Below are 16,483 nucleotides of genomic sequence, written 5' to 3' on the forward strand. Positions count from 1 at the left end.
TTGCGGCCGGGAGTGCAGAGGATGGTCATCTCTCTGGCATGGTCCAGAAAAGCGAATGGCGAGTGGAGATTGACGCTCCGCCTCGCCATTCCTCTCTGGCCTCGGCAACACCTGAAACGCTGAATGCCAGGGACCGGCGGTAGCCGCCGTCGGTCCCACTCCCGAAGATAACGCAGCCCTTGCCGCGCAACAACGTTCCGGTCCGCCCCTCAGCGCGGGCGCACCCCGTCGAGGAACAGCCGCACCGCCGCCTGCCGCCGCCGCTCCTGCGCTTCCGGGTCGGTGGCGATGCCGTAGAGGGTCGCCTGGGACGACCGGCCGAGGACGAGGCTGAGGAACAGGTCGGCCGCGATCTCCGGATCCGCCACGGCGATCCGCCCGCGCCGCGCGAAGGCGTCGAGCAGCTGCGCCACCGCGCGCACGCCGCGCAGCCAGCCCTCCTCGTGGGCGAGGCGGGCGAGCTCGGGGAACTGCAGCGCCTGGGCCACGAGGTTGCGCTTGAGCATCGCCGCGCCCGGCGACTGCCCGTGGGCCAGCAGGGTGCGGCTGAGATCCTCCAGGGCGGTCTCGACGTCGTCGCTCCCACCCTGCGCGGCCTGGGCCTCGGCGGCCGCCGAGAGCGGTGCCAGCCACGCGGCGATCCGCTCGCGCAGGACCGCCTCGAACAGGGCCCGCTTGTCGCGGTAGCGCGCGTAGACCGTCGGCTTGCTCATGCCGGCGGCCTCGGCCACCGCGTCGATGGAGGTGGCGTCGAAGCCGCGCTCCAGGAACAGGGTCGTCGCCACCGCGATCAGGTGCGCCTCGCGCCGGGCCGCCTCCGCCCGGGTCGGCCGCCCGCCGCGCCGCGGGCCCGCCTCCGCCCGCTCGATCTCCGTGACCGTCACCCCACGATCCTCCTTGCCCACCGGCGCCGTTCGTCCTATCAAAACGATACCGTACCGTTTTGATTCTGGCCAGACCCGATGGACGCACGTCGCAGCGACAGCTTCAAGAGCACCGACCCGGTCGCGGGTGCCCCGCTCACGACCCCGGTCACCGCGCCGGCCACCGCGGCGGTCACGACCCCGGCCCCGAGCACCAACCCGGCGCCGCGCCGCCGCCGGGCGCGGGTCGTGCTGCCGCTCCTCGGCGCGCTCGCGCTCGGCGGGGCCGGGACCTACGGCTGGCACTGGTGGAGCGTCGGGCGCTTCCTCGAGGTCACGGACGACGCCTATCTCCAGTCTGACAAGGTCACGGTGGCGCCGCGCATCGCCGGCACCGTCGCCGAGGTGCTGGTCGGCGACAACCAGCCGGTGAAGGCCGGGGACGTCATCGCCCGCCTGGACGACCGGTCCTACTGGGTCCAGCTCAAGCAGGCCGAGGCCGAGGTCGAGAAGGACCGGGCGCAGATCCTGGGCGTCGCCTCGGCGATCGTCCAGCAGCGGGCGCAGGTCGCCTCGTCGCGGGCCGACCTCGCCAACGCCGAGGCCGCCCTCACCTTCGCGCAGCAGGAATACACCCGCTACCAGAACCTGCTGCAGACCGGGTCCGGCACGGTGCAGCGCCAGCAGCAGGCGGAGTCCGACCTCCGCCAGCGCCACGCCGCCCGCGACAAGGCCGCCGCCTCGCTCGACGCCGCGCAGAAGCAGATCGACAGCCTGCAGGCGCTCGAGGCCAGCACCCGCGCGAGCCTGGAGGGCGCGCAGGCCAAGGTCGAGGGCGTGAGGCTCGACCTGAGCTACACCACCATCCTGGCGCCGATCGACGGCGTGGCCGGCGACCGGGCGCTGCGGATCGGGCAGGTCGTCTCGGCCGGCACCGGGCTCCTGACCCTCGTGCCGATGGGCCGCGACATCTACCTCGTGGCGAACTTCAAGGAGACCCAGACCGGCCGCATGGTCGAGGGCCAGCGCGTCACCTTCACGGTCGACGCCTTCGGCGACCACGCGTTCCGGGGCCGGATCGAGAGCTTCTCCCCGGGCACCGGCTCGCAATTCGCGCTGTTGCCGCCGGAGAACGCCACCGGCAACTTCACCAAGGTGGTGCAGCGCGTGCCGGTGCGCGTCGCCCTCGACCCGTCGGATCCGCTCATCGCCCGCCTGCGCCCGGGCCTGTCGGTGGAGGCCACGGTCCACACCCAGGATCCGGTGGAGCCGGTGCGGCCCGCCCGGCCGAAGCCCGCTCCGGCCCTCGTCAGCGAGGCCCTGCCCCGATGAGCCCGGCCCCGACGAGCCCCGTGCCGGCCGTGGCCGCGCCCGAGGCGAAGGCGAGCGCCCGGGACTGGCTCGCCGTGTTCGGCGCGATCCTCGGCGCCTTCACGGCGATCCTCGACATCCAGATCACCAACGCGTCGCTCGCCGACATCCAGGGGGCGCTCGGCGCCTCCACCGAGGAGGGGAGCTGGATCTCCACCGCCTACCTGATGGCCGAGATCATCGTGATCCCGCTCACCGGCTGGCTGTCCTCGGTGATCGGCCTGCGCCGCTACCTCGCGGTGAACACCATGCTGTTCACCGCCTTCTCGCTGGCCTGCGCGCTGTCGACGACCCTGGGCCAGATGATCCTGTTCCGGGCCGGCCAGGGCTTCACCGGCGGCGTGCTCATCCCCACCGCCATCGTGATCGTGCGCACCCGGCTCTCGAAGGCGCAGCAGCCCATCGGCATCGCGCTGTTCGGGCTGACCGCGACCTTCGCGCCCGCGATCGGCCCGACGGTCGGCGGCTGGCTCACCGACAACCTGTCGTGGCACTACATCTTCTACCTGAACCTGATCTTCGGCCCCGTGGCGGCGGCGATCCAGCTCGGCGCCTTCGACAGCGTGCCGGCGCGCTGGGGCGAGCTGCTCAAGGGCGACTGGATCGGCATCGGCCTGATGGCGATCGGCCTGCCGGCCCTGACCTACGTGCTGGAGGAGGGCCAGCGCAAGGACTGGTTCGGCTCGCAGATCATCGTGAACATGTCGCTGCTGGCGGCGGCCGGCATCGCCGGCTTCATCGTCCGCGAGCTCACGACCGAGCGCCCGTTCATCAACCTGCGCGTCCTGGCCAACCGCTCGGTCGGCGGCGCCTGCGTGCTGATGACCGTGCTGGGCGCGGTCTCGTTCGGGTCGATCTACATCATCCCAGTCTACTGCGCGCAGATCCAGGGCTACAACGCCCAGCAGATCGGCTACGTGGTGATGTGGTCGGGCCTGCCGCAGCTCGTCCTCTTCCCGATGATGCCGCTGCTGATGCGGACCTTCGACGCCCGGGTGCTGGTGGTCACCGGCACGCTGTTCTTCATCGCGAGCTGCTGGATCAACGTCGGCCTGACCCACGATGTCGGCGCCGACCAGCTGATCCTGCCGCAGCTGATGCGGGCCATCGGCCAGCCGCTCTTCACCATCCCGCTGTCGCAGCTCTCCACCGTCGGTCTCGCCCCGCGCGACACCGCGGACGCCTCCGCCCTGTCGAACATGATGCGCAACCTCGGCGGCTCGATCGGCATCGCCATGCTGTCGACGATGATCGACAGGCGGGAGCACTTCCACTTCTCGATGCTGGCCGAGGCGATCACCGTCAACGCCACCCGCACCCAGGACCGGCTCGCGGCGCTCGCCGCCGGGATGCACGCCCGCATCGCCGACCCGCTGGCCGCCAAGGGCGTCGCGCTGGGCCAGCTCGCCGCCCAGGTCCGCCGCGAGGCCTACGTGATGGCCTATGCGGACGGGTTCTGGCTGGTGGGCGTGAGCCTCGTGGCGAGCCTCGCCGTGGTGGCCATCCTCAAGAAGCCGCAGCGCGCCGCCGGGCCCGTGGAGGCGCACTGAGCGGCCGGGGTCCTACCGCCCCGGCAGGTTGTGGACGATCGGGAAGAACGTGTCCTTCCAGTCCTTGGGCTCGGTCTTGATGGTCTTCATCGCGTAGAAGTGCCGGGCCTGGAGCATGATGCCGTAGGGCGTGGTGGAGAAGTTCGTCCCGGGCTCCTTCATGATCGCGACCAGGGTCTCGGGGGGCGTCTTCTCGTTGGTGGCCGCGACGTAGTCCTTGGCGGCCTTCAGCGGATCCCGGGCGATCTCGGCATTGGCCTCGTCGATGGCGGCCACGATGGCGGCGGCGAGCTTCGGGTTGCGGTTGTACCAGCCGGTCCGGGCGTAGAAGATCGCGTTGCTCACCGGCTCGCCGACCATCTCGTAGGAATTGAGCACCTTGTGGATCGCCGGGTCCTGCAGCTCGCGCTGCTGGAACGGCGGCAGCGAGAAGTGGCTGTTGACCTCGTTGTGCGGGCTCGCCAGCGCCGCCACGGCGTCGGGATGGCCGAGCTGGACGGTGAGCGGGTCGAGCTTGGTGGCGTTCTCGGGCCCGAACGCCTTCTTGGCGGCGATCTGCAGCAGCACCGCCTGCGACGAGACCTTCACGGAGGGCAGGGCGATCTTGTCCTTGGACGAGAAGTCCTTGAGTTCCTTCACGTCCGGATTGCGGGTGAGCAGCATCATCGGCGTGGTGCCGACCCCGCACAGGCCCTTCACGTCGCCCTTGGTGCGGTCGTTGAGCAGCAGCATGTTGGTCGAGCCGCTGTCGACGATGTCGATGTTGCCCGAGAGCAGCGCGTCGTTGCCGGCCGCGCCGCTCGTCAGGTTGACCCACTCCACCGTGACGTCCCCGAGGCCCGCGGCCTTGGCGTGCTTCTCGATCAGCTTGTGCTGCTCGGCCAGCACCGCGGGCAGGTAGACGAAGCCCGGCTGCCGGCTGATCCGGACCTTGGCATCGTCGGCCCGGGCGGGGGTGGCCAGCGCCAGCCCGGCCAGCAGGAGGACCGATCCCGCTCGCAGGAGCCGGCGGCGGCCCGGCAGCAGCGAGCCCGTCCGAGACGTACGCACCATGACGCTTCTCCCTGTGGCCCGGCACGATCCTGAGCGGCGCCGGGCTTTCGTTGGACGGGGAGTGGACAGGCTCGGGCCGGCGCGCGCAAGGCCGTCTTCACGCTCCGCTAACGCAGAAGCTGCAAAATACCGCACGTTGAAATCATCTTCTTGAAATCATCGCGGGGGCGTGGGTGAAGATCGGGCTCGGAGCGAAGCTCCACACCATCACGGCCACCGCGCTGGTCGGCATCGTCGCGGTCTCGGGCATCGGGCTCGTCAGCCTGAAATCCCAGGTCGAGCAGGACCGGATGGCCAAGACGCGGAACCTCACGGACGTCGCCTACGGGGTCGCGGCCTATTTCGAGGGCGAGGAGCGGGCCGGTCGCCTGTCCCGGGCGGACGCGCAAGGTGCCGCGATCCGGGCCCTCAAGGCCCTGCGCTACGACGACAAGGAGTACTTCTGGGTCAACGACATGCAGCCCCGCATGGTCGCCCACCCGATCAAGCCCGAGCTGGAGGGCAAGGATCTCGCCGCCGTGCAGGATCCCACCGGCAAGCGCCTGTTCGTCGACTTCGTCGAGACGGTGAAGCGGCAGGGCCAGGGCTTCGTCGACTATTACTGGCCGAAACCCGGCGCCGACGCCCCCGTGCCGAAGCTCTCCTACGTGCGCGGCTTCGCCCCCTGGGGCTGGGTGATCGGCACCGGCATCTACGCCGACGACACCGCGGCGATCCTGCGGGACGCGGCCTGGAAGGCGGCGGCCGGCATGCTCGTGGTGGTGGCGCTGATCGGCCTGCTCGCGGCGCTGATCGGCCGGCGGCTGACGCGGCCGCTGCGCGCGCTGAACGGCGCCATGCACCGCCTCGCGGCCGGCGAGACCGCCGTGCCGGTGCCGGCGCGGGAGCGCCGGGACGAGATCGGCGCCATGGCGGGCGCCGTGCAGGTGTTCAAGGACGCGCTGATCGCCAAGGCCGAGACCGACGCCCGCGCCGCCGCCAGCGCCGACGGGGATGCCCGGCGGGCCGCCGCCCTCGACCGTCTGACCCGGTCCTTCGAGACCCGGGCCGGGACCCTGAGCCGCGGACTCGCGACGGCGGCCGCCGACCTCGAGGCGACGGCGCGGACGCTGACCGTCACGGCCGCCCACACCACCGAGCGCACCGGCGCGGTGGCCGCGCAGGCGGCCGGCACCTCCGCCGACGTCCAGACCGCCGCGGCGGCCACCGAGGAGATGTCGGCCTCGGTCCAGGAGATCGCCGGGCAGGTGAACCGCGCCTCGGAGATCGCCGGGCAGGCCGCGATCAGCACCCGCCAGGGCGAGGCGACCGTGCGGGCGCTCGCCGCCGGCACCGAGAAGATCGGCGACGTGGTCGGGCTGATCGCCTCGATCGCCGGCCAGACCAACCTGCTGGCGCTCAACGCCACGATCGAGGCGGCCCGCGCGGGCGCGGCCGGGCGCGGCTTCGCGGTGGTCGCCTCCGAGGTGAAGGCGCTGGCCGAGCAGACCGCCAAGGCGACCGAGGAGATCTCCGGCCAGATCGGCCGGATTCAGGGCGAGACCCGGGACGCGGTCGCGGCGATCGGCGCGGTCGGCCGGACCATCGAGGAGATGCGCGGCATCGCGGTCGGGGTCGCGGCCGCCATGGAGGAGCAGAACGCCGCCATCCAGGAGATCGTCCGCGGCGTGGCGAGCGCCGCCACCGGGGCACAGGGCGTGTCCGAGAACGTCGTCGACCTGCGCCGCGGCGCCGACGAGACCGGCAGCGCCTCCGAGCAGGTGCTGGCGGCCGCCCGCGACCTCACCCGCGGCTCGGACGAGCTCGACCACGCCGTGAAGGCCTTCCTGGCGGAGGTCCAGGCTGCCTGAGGGCGCGGCCTGAGGGTGGCCTGAGGGTGGCCTGAGGGGCGGGGCCCGCGGGCGAGCAGGGCGCGGCGCTCAGCCCGCCGAGAAGCCCCGGACCGCGGCCCGCACCAGCGCGTCGATCATCGGCCGCACGTCGCTGACCCCGAGGGGACCCAGGCTGCCGAGATCGGCGAGGTAGGTCATGCCGTGGACGCTGGACCACAGCGCCCGCGCCATCACGGGGATCGCCGCCTCGCCGAGGCGGCCGCCGTCGCGCAGCACCCCCTCCAGGATCCCGAACAGGGCCGCGATGTCGGCCTGCACCGAGTCCGGCGCCGCCACCGTGCGCCGCTCGAAGATCGCCGCCCAGGCGGCGTGGTGCTCGGCCGCGAAGGCGAGATACGCGTCGGCCAGGCACAGGAGCCGCGCCTCCGTCTCCCGCGACGGACAGGCCGCCAGCGCCCCCGCGAGGGTGTCCCGGAGCCGGCGCATGGTGACGGCGTTCGCCTCCAGCCGCAGCACTTCCAGGCTGTCGAACTGCGTGTAGACCGAGCCGACCGCCGTGCCGGCCCGCTCCGCGACGCCGCGGGCGGTCAGCGCCGCCGCGCCGCCCGTGTTCAGGATCGCCACCGCGGCCGCGATCAGGGCCTGGCGATCGGCCGCCCGATCGCCGGGCTCCTTCCGCGGCCGGCCCCTCACTTTTTTATGAACCTCGTTCATTTTATCTCTTGCGGCCCGGCGCGTCCCGTGTTTACTTGTTTCATGAACGACGTTCAATCAAATCCGGACGCGGTCCGGCCCGTCGTTCCCGCGAGGTGAACCGTGATGAGGACCCTCTCCTTCCTGATGCGCGGCGTGATCGCCGACAACGCCCAGGCGATCCACGACGCCCATGCCGTGACGATCCTGCGCCAGCAGATCCGGGACGCCGCCGGTGCCCTGGCGACCGCCCGGCGGGAACTCGCCGTCGCCATGGCCTACCACGCCGCCGAGGCGCGCGCCCTCGACGCCATCGGCACCCGCATCGACACCCTGTCGGACGGGGCGCGACGGGCGCTCAGCGACGGGCGCGAGGATCTCGGGACCGAGGCGGCGATCCACATCGCCGCCCTGGAGGACGAGCGGGCCGACCGCCGGGCCGCAGCCGAGCGCTTCGCCGCGGAGGTCGAGCGGCTGAAGCGCCTGGTCGCGCAGGGCGGCGAGCGGCTGCGGGACCTCGACCGCGGGCTCCAGACCGCCCGCACCACCGAGGCGCTGCGGCGGGCCGGACTGGAGGGCCGCCGGGTCACGACCCTGTCGGCGGGGGCGCTCGGGGAGGCCGAGCGGACGCTGGCGCGCCTGCGCGAGCGGCAGGCGGCCGAGGCGGACGTCGCCGCCGCGCTGACCGAGCTCGAGGCCGAGGCCGCGGGCGGGATCGAGGCCGATCTCGAGGCGGCGGGCTACGGCCGCCCCCGCACCGACCCGCGGGCCGTGCTCGACCGCCTCAGGGCCGGCGCCTGACCGGCGCCGCACCGCTTCCCCGTCGATCATTCCTCAGGAGACCGCACCATGACACCGCAGATGCCCCATACCGGCGCCTGGAAGACCTTCACGCTGGTCAGCTTCGCCGTCGCCGCCGCCATGCTGACGTTCGGCATCTTCTTCCTGCCCGCCGACATCTGGATCAAGGGCTACCTCGCCATGGCGTCGCTGTTCCTCACGGGCACGACCTTCACCCTGGCCAAGACCCTGCGCGACGAGCACGAGGCGAAGCGGCTGATCAACAAGATCGAGGACGCCGCCACGGAGCGCGTCCTGCGCGAGGTGGTGCCGGGCCGGCTCTGAGGCCCGGCGGGTTCGCGCTCCGACCCGGGCGGCGCGCGTCCCGGGTCGGGGAGGCGCGCGGCGGAGCGCGTCACCTCCCCCGGATCGCTCACGCCGCGGCGTCCAGGAACCCGGCCACGACCCGGGCGAGTTCCGGGGTCCGCAGGTAGCCGTAGGATTTGTGCCGGTTCTCGGCGCCGTCAGGCCTCCGGTAGGCGTTGATCACCGGCACGTCCCGCACCCGCACCCCGGCGGCGTTCGGCGTGTAGAGGGCTGCGAGGTCGTCGCCCACCGTGGCGATGTCCTGGCGGTCCATCAGGTTGGTCCAGGCGGCGAGCGCCGCCGGCACCCGGAGGTCGCCGTGCTCGTCGGCGAGCTTCAGCTTGAGTTCGGCGAGCCCGAGGGGCGCGCCGAGGGTGACGAGGTCGCAGCGGGGCATCGGCGTCCCGTCCGCCTCGGCGGCGCGCAGCACGTCGTAGGCGATCAGGCCGCCCATCGAGTGCGCGGCGATCAGCACGCGGTCCGCCGCGGCCGCCGCCAGGGCGTCGCGCAGGCGCGCCCGCGCCGCCGCCCGGAAATCCGCGTCCTCGTAGTAGCCCCAGAGGTCGTCGAGGCGGTATTCCAAGATCAGGTCGTCCACCGGCGTCAGCCCGGCGGCCTCCTGCAGGTGCGACAGGCCGCGGTAGATCCGGTCGGTGAGGGTCGGCTCGGCGCGGTCGGGCTCTCCCGCCGGGGAGGGGAACGGCCCGAGGCCGTGATCGGGGCGGTAGGGCTCGCGGTTGCGGTCGCCCGCGAGCGGCTGCGGGTAGCGCAGGTCCGCCCAGTAGACGAAGGTGAAGGGCAGGTCGGGCTCCGCGATCCGGAGCCCGAGATTGCGGTCGAGCCCCTCGCGGATCGCGGCGCGCCACCAGGCGGCCTTCTCGTCCCGGGGCGGCTTGTTGGCGAGCCCGTGGATGCCGATGATGTGCGCCCGACCCAGTGTCCGCTCCCAGACCGACGAGAGTGCCGGCCGGGCAAGATAGGGCCGCCCCGCGCGGACGGAACTGCGGCTTAGTTTCCGCGCGGCCCGCCGTCACGCCGCTGCCCCCTCCCGTCACTCCCGCCGATACCCCATTGCCACGCGGCCGCTCCGCCATAGCTGCGCTGCGGGAACCGGATCGGGCCCGGGGCCTTCTCCCACGACAGATGATCCTGCCGCGCTTGCGTCCCGGTCGCGCGGCCAATGACGAGGACGGTGGCCCGATGCGGCGCGCCCACAGCATGGATTTCGGGGCCGAGATGGTCGGGGGCGGCGTCCGCTTCGCCCTCTGGGCGCCCACCGCCCAGAGCGTCGACCTCGTCGTCGACGGCGTCGACCACCCGCTGCCCGAATCCGGCGGCGGCTGGCGCCGCACCGCCCTGCCCGGGGTGAAGCCCGGCGCCCGCTACGGCTTCCGCGTCGACGGCGACCTCGTCGTGCCCGATCCCGCCTCGCGCTTCCAGCCGGACGACGTCTCGGGCCTCAGCGAGGTGATCGACCCGCTGAGCTTCGAGTGGTCCGACGCGGGCTGGACCGGGCGGCCCTTCGAGGAGGCGGTGATCTACGAGTGCCATGTCGGCACCGCGACGCCAGAGGGCACCTATGCCGGCCTGCAGGCCCGGCTGCCCGACCTCAAGGCGCTCGGCGTCACCGCCCTCGAATTGCTGCCGCTCGCCGACTTCAAGGGCTCGCGCAACTGGGGCTACGACGGCGTCCAGCCCTACGCCCCGGACGGCGCCTACGGCCGCCCCGACGACCTCAAGCGCTTGGTCGACGCCGCCCACGGGCTCGGCCTGATGGTCTATCTCGACGCGGTCTACAACCACTTCGGCCCGTCCGGGAACTACCTCCACGCCTACGCCAAGACCTTCTTCACCGAGCGGCACCAGACGCCCTGGGGTGCCGGCATCAATTTCGACGGCAAGGAGAGCGGCGCCACGGTGCGGCAGTTCTTCATCCAAAACGCCCTGTACTGGCTGGAGGAGTACCGCTTCGACGGCCTGCGCTTCGACGCCGTCCACGCGATCCTCGACGATTCGTCCCGGCACTTCCTGGCGGAGCTCGGCGAGACCATCCGGAAGACGTTTCCCGACCGCCGAATCCACCTGATGCTGGAGAACGAGGCCAACCAGGCCCGCTGGCTGGAGCGGGACGCCGCCGGGCGCCCGAAGATGCACGACGCCCAGTGGGCCGACGACCTGCACCATTGCTGGCACGTCCTGCTCACCGGCGAGGACGCCGGCTACTATAAAAGCTTTGCCGACAAACCGGTCGCCCACCTCGCCCGCTGCCTCGCGGAGGGTTTCGCCTATCAGGGCGAGCCTTTCCCGACGCTCGACAACCACCCGCGCGGCGAGCCCTCCGGTCACCTGCCGCCCTCGTCCTTCGTGACCTTCCTGCAGAACCACGATCAGGTCGGCAACCGGGCGCTCGGCGAGCGGCTCAACCACCTCGCGGACCCGAAGAAGCTCGACCTCGCCCGGGCCGGGCTCCTGCTCGCGCCGCAGATCCCGATGCTCTGGATGGGCGAGGAATGGTCGGCCTCGGCGCCGTTCCTGTTCTTCGTCGACTTCGCGCCGGACGAGGACCTGAACAAGGCGGTGCGCGATGGCCGCCGCCGGGAGTTCAAGAGCTTCGCAGCGTTCGCGGACGACACCTCGAAGATCCCCGATCCCACGGAACGGGAGACCTTCGAGGCCTCGAAGCTCGACTGGTCCGAGCGGGAGCGCTCGCCCCACCGCGAGGTGCTGGCCGAGACGACGCGGCTCCTGGGGCTGCGCCGAGACGTGGTCGTGCCCCTGGCGAAGTCCGGCTACGACGGCGCCGCCGCCACGATGCCGCGCCCGGACGTGGTCGACTGCACGTGGCGCTTCGGCGCCGGCACCCTGCGCTTCGTCGCCAATGTCGGGGCCGAGCCCTTCGCGCTGGATCCGGGCGGCGCCCGGGTGGTCTGGACCAACGCCCCGGACGGGGCCGGGCGCGAGCTGCCCGCCTGGACCGGCGTGTTCCTGACGGAGTCCCGCGCGTGAGCCGCCTCGAGACACTCGCCGACCTCGTCGGCGTCGCCCCCGGCTACACCGACGCCTTCGGCCAGCCCGTCGAGACGTCGCTGGAAGTGCGCCGCGGCCTGCTGGCGGCCCTCGGCTTCGCGGTCGAGGACGAGCCGGCGATCGCCGCGAGCCTCGCGGAGGTCGAGCGCCTGCGCCGCGGCCTGATCCCGCCGCTCCTGCCGGTGGAGGCGCGCCGGGCCGCCCGGGTGCCGGTGCGCCCGCAGGACGGCGCGCCCCATACCCTGGTCTGGCGCCTCGTCGACGAGCGCGGCGCCGCTCGCGAGGGCCGGGCCAACCCGCAGGGGTCGGAGCCCGGCTTCGAGCTGCCGCCGCTGACCCCGGGCTACCACCGCCTCACCGTCCAGGCCGGGCAGACCCGCACCGAATCCTGGGTGATCGCCGCGCCGCAGCGCTGCTGGCGCCCGCGGCCCTACACGGAGGAGGGCGCCTCCGACTGGGGCATGGCCGCCCAGCTCTACGGCCTCCGCTCGGCCACCAATATCGGCATCGGCACCTACGCGGATGCCGGCGAGGCCGCCCGCGAGGCCGCCCTGCGCGGGGCGGCATTCCTGGGGCTCAGCCCGGTCCACGCCCTGTTCGGCTCCGACCGGACCAAGATCTCGCCCTACTCGCCGTCCTCGCGGCTGTTCCTGGAGACCCTGTTCATCGCCCCGCGCAGCCTTCCGGGGCTCGCCGGGTCGCGGGCCGAGGCGCTGCTCGCCGAGCGGGAAGACGCGATCCGGGCATTGCGCGAGGCCGCCCTCGTCGATCACCAGGGCGTGCACGACGTCCTCGATCCGGTGCTCCGGGCGCTCTGGGCGGAGTCGCCGGCCCGGGCCGGGACCGATGCGGGTTTCGAGCGCTTCCGTCAGGAGGGCGGCGCGGATCTCGAGTCGCACGCCGTGTTCGAGGCGCTGTCCGAGCATTTCCGGCAGCAGGGCGCCCACTGGCTGGGCGACTGGCCGGAGGATTATCGCCGGGCCGGCACCGAGGCGGTGCGGGCCTTCGCGGCGGAGAATGCCGAGCTGGTCGGCTACCACGCGTGGCTGCAGTACCTCGCCGACCGGCAGCTCGCCGAGGCCTCCGCGGCGGCGCTCGGGGCGGGCATGCGGGTCGGGCTCTACCGAGACCTCGCCGTCGGCGCCGACCGGGGCGGCTCCGAGATCTGGTCGCATCCCGAGCGCTTCGCCGACAAGGTGTCGATCGGCGCGCCGCCGGACCTGCTCGCACCGAAGGGCCAGAACTGGGGCCTGCCGGCCTTCGACCCGCTGGCGATGGAGCGCGACGGGCTCGCGGCCTTCCGGGCCCTGGTCCAGGCCAACATGCGCCACGCCGGCGCGATCCGGATCGACCACGCCTTCCAGCTCGCCCGCCTGTTCCTGATCCCGCTGGGGGCGGGGGCCCAGGCCGGCGCCTACGTGGCCATGCCGTTCGAGCCGATGCTGGCGGTGCTGCGGCTGGAGAGCCATCGCAACAAGTGCCTCGTCATCGCGGAGGATCTCGGCACGGCGCCGGAAGGCTTCTCCGACGCGCTGATGCGGGCCGGGGTGCTGAGCTACCGGATCCTCGCCTTCGAGCGCGAGGCCGACGGACGCTTCAAGCCGCCCGCGGCCTACCCGCGGGACGCGCTCACCGCCATCACCACCCACGACCTGCCGACCTTCGTCGGCTGGTGGCGCGGGGTCGACACCGACACCCGCCAGTCGCTCGGCCTCTACGACCAGGAGCGGGCCGAGGTCGAGCGGGGCGAGCGCGTCGTCGAGCGCCGCCGCCTCGCCGAGGCGCTGGCGGCCGAGCAGCTGCTGCCCTCCGCCGAGCCGCCGGATTCCGCGCCCTTCGAGGCCGCCGCCCGCTACCTCGCCCGGGCGCCCGCGATGCTCACCGCCGTCCAGTACGAGGACGTGGTCTCGGAACTCGCCCAGGCCAACGTGCCCGGCTCGACCGAGGGCTACCCGAACTGGCGGCGCAAGCTCGACCGGGATCTCGTGGACATCGCCGCGCCCGGCGGGCCGCTGGCGAAGCTCGCGGCCGCCCTCTCGGCCGAGGCGCGGGGCCCGCGCTCGGGCGCCGCGCGCCTCGCCGCGCCGCCGCCGCGGTCGACCTACCGGCTGCAGTTCCACAAGGACTTCACCTTCGCGGATGCGGGCCGGATCGTCCCGTACCTGCACCGGCTCGGGATCAGCCACGTCTACGCCTCGCCGCTCCAGACGGCGCGGCCCGGCTCGACCCACGGCTACGACATCGTCGACCACGGCGCGATCAACCCGGAACTCGGCGGCGAGGCGGGCTTCGTCCGGCTCTCGGAGACGCTCCACGCCCACGGGATGAAGCTGCTGCTCGACATCGTCCCGAACCACATGGGCGTCGGCGGCGCCGACAATCCGTGGTGGCTGTCGGTCCTGGAATGGGGCTCCCTGTCGCCCTTCGCCGACGCCTTCGACATCGACTGGCAGCGGCTCGGGGCCGGGCGCAACCTCGTGATCCCGTTCCTCGGCGACCGCTACGGCGAGGCCCTGGAGAAGGGCACGCTGGAGCTGAAATTCGATCCCGAGACCGGCGCCTTCAGCGTCTGGCACTACGAGCACCAGCTGCCGATCCGCCCCTTGAGCTACCCGACCATCCTCAACCGGGTGATCGCCGCCATCGGCGCGGTGGACGACGACACCACCGCGGAGCTGCTCGCCATCTCCGAGCGGCTGCGGGCCATGTCGATCGACACCGACGAGACCCGCCGCAGGAGCTTCCCCGAGGAGGCCGAGGGCCTGAAGCGCCGGCTCGCCGAGATCTACGGGGTGTCGCCGCTGATCCAGGAGGCCACCGCCAGCACGCTGGCGCTGCTCAACGGCTTCAAGGGCCGCCCGGACAGCTTCGGGCCGCTGCACCGGCTCTTGGAGGCCCAGGCCTACCGGCTGGCCCACTGGCGGGTGGCGTCGAGCGACATCAACTACCGCCGCTTCTTCGACGTGAACTCGCTCGCCGGCCTGCGGGTCGAGCTGTCCGACATCTTCCACCGCTCGCACGAGACCGTGTTCCGGCACGTCCGCGAGGGCCGGATCGACGGGTTGCGCATCGACCACATCGACGGGCTCGCCGACCCGCTGGGCTACGCGCGGGCGCTCCAGGCGGCCGTGGGCCCGGGCTTCTACGTGGTGGTGGAGAAGATCCTGGAGCCGGGCGAGCGGCTGCGGCCCTGGCCGGTGGCCGGGACCACGGGCTACGACGTGCTGAACCAGCTCGACGGGATCCTAGTCGACAAGTCCCGGCGCGGGAAAGTCGAGCGGCTCTACACCTGGGCCACGGGCTTCGACGAGCCCTACGGCTTCCAGCTCCGCGCCGCCAAGGCCGAGATCCTGGAGATCAGCTTCGCGAGCGAGCTGGAGGTGCTGACGACCGACCTCAAGGAGGTGGCCGACGCCGACCGGCGCACCCGCGACTTCACCGTCAACGCACTGCGCCGGGCGCTGATCGAGATCATCGCGCGCTTCCCGACCTACCGGAGCTACCTGCCGTCGGACCTGGAGGAGGGTGAGGTCGAGCCGGAGGACGTGCGCCTGATCGAGGGGGCCGTCGCCAAGGCCAAGCGCTGGTCGAGCCTGCCGGACCGCTCGGTCCACGACTTCGCCGCCGCGGTCCTGCTCGGGCGGATCGAGACGGCGGGGCCGGGCCGGCCGGACCCGCGGGTGGTCCTGCGCTTCCGCCGCCGGTTCCAGCAGCTCACCGGCCCGGTCATGGCCAAGAGCCTGGAGGACACGCTGTTCTACCGCTACGCGTGCCTGCTGGGCCTCAACGAGGTCGGCGGCGATCCGGGCGAGTACGGGATCGACGCGGAGCACTTCCACGACCTGCAGACCGCCCGCGCCCGCGACTGGCCGAGCGCCATGATCACCACGGCGACCCACGACACCAAGCGCGGTGAGGATGCCCGCACGCGGATGCTCGCCCTCTCGGAGATCCCCGAGGAATGGGCCAGGGCCTGGGACCTGTGGCAGCGGGTCGCCGGCCCGCACCTCGCCCGGATCGACGGCGAGCCGGCCCCCGACGCCAACGACCAGTGGATGTTCTTCCAGGCGATCCTGGGCGCCTGGCCGCTGGAGCTGCTGGAGCGGGACGAGGCCGGGGCGATCGCGGCGTTCCGCGACCGGCTGATCGCCTACGGCGAGAAAGCCATGCGGGAGGGCAAGCGCCGGTCGAGCTGGGTCAACGTCGACGAGGTCTACGAGGGCGCGGTCAAGCGGCTGTTCACGGCGCTGATCGCCCCGGACTCGGAGTTCCTGAGCGCGCTCCGGCCCTTCGCCCGGCGGCTCGCCCATCTCGGCATGCTGGCGAGCCTCGGCCGGACGGTCCTGAAATGCACCCTGCCGGGCCTGCCCGACACCTACCAGGGCACGGAGATCTGGGATTTCTCCTTCGTCGATCCCGACAACCGCCGCCCGGTGGATTACCCGGCCCTGGAGCGGATGCTGGAGGAGGGCGGGGCGCCCGCGGAGCTGCTGGGCCACTGGCCGGACGGGCGGGTCAAGCAGGCGACGCTGACGCGGCTGCTCGCCGAGCGGGCCGAACGCCCGGACTTCTACGCCAGCGCCGCCTACGAGCCCGTCGCGGCCACCGGCGCCCGGGCCGACCACGTCATCGCGTACCGGCGGACCGACCCCGTCCAGGAGGGCGGCGACCTGTTCGTGGCGGTGCCGCGGCTGGTGGCGGGCTTCGTCGGGGAAGCCGTCTGGTCGGGCGAGGCCTTTGCCGGCACCCGGGTCGATCTCGGGGCGGGGACGCGCTGGCGGGACCTCGCCTCGGGGCGGGTGGTGGAGGGGGAGGGGGCCGATCTCGGCGCCCTCCTGCGCGACCTGCCCTACGCGGTGCTGCGGCGGGAACCGTGACCGCGCCGTCATCGCGAGCGGAGCGAGGCGACCCAGGGCAGCGCACCCTGGATCAGCGTGGCGCCGCTGGA

The 16,483-nt window shown here is 72.8% G+C and carries 11 protein-coding genes; 7 read left to right on the forward strand and 4 right to left on the reverse strand.

Annotated elements, in window-relative coordinates:
* Positions 1-209: 209 nt before the first annotated feature.
* The gene (locus ACLBYE_RS05455; RefSeq protein WP_091926397.1) at positions 210-884 is read right to left on the reverse strand and encodes a TetR/AcrR family transcriptional regulator; all 675 of its coding nucleotides are present in this window, start codon (positions 882-884) and stop codon (positions 210-212) included.
* A gap of 78 nt (positions 885-962) precedes the next feature.
* Between ACLBYE_RS05455 and ACLBYE_RS05460 the strand changes: the two genes are divergently transcribed.
* Together ACLBYE_RS05460 and ACLBYE_RS05465 are read left to right on the forward strand one after the other, a co-directional pair.
* On the forward strand, positions 963-2,195 hold the full coding sequence (locus ACLBYE_RS05460; RefSeq protein ID WP_447693360.1) for an HlyD family secretion protein: 1,233 nt from the start codon (positions 963-965) through the stop codon (positions 2,193-2,195).
* Positions 2,192-3,784, forward strand: coding sequence for a DHA2 family efflux MFS transporter permease subunit (locus tag ACLBYE_RS05465; RefSeq protein ID WP_447693361.1), 1,593 nt, complete (start codon positions 2,192-2,194; stop codon positions 3,782-3,784). Before ACLBYE_RS05460 ends, ACLBYE_RS05465 begins: the two co-directional genes overlap by 4 nt.
* A gap of 12 nt (positions 3,785-3,796) precedes the next feature.
* On the opposite strand, the gene ACLBYE_RS05470 is transcribed toward ACLBYE_RS05465, so the two are convergent.
* Complete coding sequence (locus ACLBYE_RS05470; protein WP_447693362.1) at positions 3,797-4,837, reverse strand: ABC transporter substrate-binding protein; 1,041 nt, start codon at positions 4,835-4,837, stop codon at positions 3,797-3,799.
* 173 nt (positions 4,838-5,010) lie between these two features.
* Between ACLBYE_RS05470 and ACLBYE_RS05475 the strand changes: the two genes are divergently transcribed.
* The gene (locus ACLBYE_RS05475; protein ID WP_020093328.1) at positions 5,011-6,687 is read left to right on the forward strand and encodes a cache domain-containing protein; all 1,677 of its coding nucleotides are present in this window, start codon (positions 5,011-5,013) and stop codon (positions 6,685-6,687) included.
* Between the two features lie 69 nt (positions 6,688-6,756).
* On the opposite strand, the gene ACLBYE_RS05480 is transcribed toward ACLBYE_RS05475, so the two are convergent.
* The gene (locus ACLBYE_RS05480; RefSeq protein WP_447693363.1) at positions 6,757-7,383 is read right to left on the reverse strand and encodes a WHG domain-containing protein; all 627 of its coding nucleotides are present in this window, start codon (positions 7,381-7,383) and stop codon (positions 6,757-6,759) included.
* A gap of 105 nt (positions 7,384-7,488) precedes the next feature.
* Between ACLBYE_RS05480 and ACLBYE_RS05485 the strand changes: the two genes are divergently transcribed.
* A complete protein-coding gene (locus tag ACLBYE_RS05485) occupies positions 7,489-8,163 on the forward strand; it encodes a PspA/IM30 family protein (protein WP_091677436.1) in 675 nt (224 codons plus the stop codon).
* 48 nt (positions 8,164-8,211) lie between these two features.
* Positions 8,212-8,487 carry a YiaA/YiaB family inner membrane protein gene (locus ACLBYE_RS05490; protein WP_020093331.1) on the forward strand — a complete coding sequence of 92 codons (276 nt, stop codon included), beginning with the start codon at positions 8,212-8,214 and terminating at the stop codon, positions 8,485-8,487.
* Between the two features lie 88 nt (positions 8,488-8,575).
* Here the strand turns inward: ACLBYE_RS05490 and ACLBYE_RS05495 are convergent, their stop codons facing one another.
* Positions 8,576-9,445 (reverse strand): hypothetical protein, encoded by an 870-nt coding sequence (locus ACLBYE_RS05495; protein ID WP_447693381.1) that lies wholly within the window; start codon positions 9,443-9,445, stop codon positions 8,576-8,578.
* 263 nt (positions 9,446-9,708) lie between these two features.
* On the opposite strand from ACLBYE_RS05495, the gene treZ reads away from it, so the two are divergent.
* Together treZ and ACLBYE_RS05505 are read left to right on the forward strand one after the other, a co-directional pair.
* A complete protein-coding gene (treZ, locus tag ACLBYE_RS05500) occupies positions 9,709-11,514 on the forward strand; it encodes a malto-oligosyltrehalose trehalohydrolase (RefSeq protein WP_447693364.1) in 1,806 nt (601 codons plus the stop codon).
* Positions 11,511-16,412: a malto-oligosyltrehalose synthase gene (locus ACLBYE_RS05505; RefSeq protein WP_447693365.1), complete on the forward strand. Its 4,902-nt coding sequence runs from the start codon at positions 11,511-11,513 to the stop codon at positions 16,410-16,412. Before treZ ends, ACLBYE_RS05505 begins: the two co-directional genes overlap by 4 nt.
* Positions 16,413-16,483: the final 71 nt, after the last annotated feature.

The organism is Methylobacterium sp. A52T, from assembly GCF_053346095.1.

Bases quoted from the DNA above. Each gene is read 5' to 3' on its own strand.
- ACLBYE_RS05460 (WP_447693360.1), top strand. From the start codon at position 963: ATGGACGCACGTCGCAGCGACAGCTTCAAGAGCACCGACCCGGTCGCG.
- ACLBYE_RS05465 (WP_447693361.1), top strand. From the start codon at position 2,192: ATGAGCCCGGCCCCGACGAGCCCCGTGCCGGCCGTGGCCGCGCCCGAG.
- ACLBYE_RS05470 (WP_447693362.1), bottom strand. From the start codon at position 4,837: ATGGTGCGTACGTCTCGGACGGGCTCGCTGCTGCCGGGCCGCCGCCGG.
- ACLBYE_RS05480 (WP_447693363.1), bottom strand. From the start codon at position 7,383: ATGAACGAGGTTCATAAAAAAGTGAGGGGCCGGCCGCGGAAGGAGCCC.
- ACLBYE_RS05485 (WP_091677436.1), top strand. From the start codon at position 7,489: ATGAGGACCCTCTCCTTCCTGATGCGCGGCGTGATCGCCGACAACGCC.
- ACLBYE_RS05490 (WP_020093331.1), top strand. From the start codon at position 8,212: ATGACACCGCAGATGCCCCATACCGGCGCCTGGAAGACCTTCACGCTG.
- treZ (WP_447693364.1), top strand. From the start codon at position 9,709: ATGCGGCGCGCCCACAGCATGGATTTCGGGGCCGAGATGGTCGGGGGC.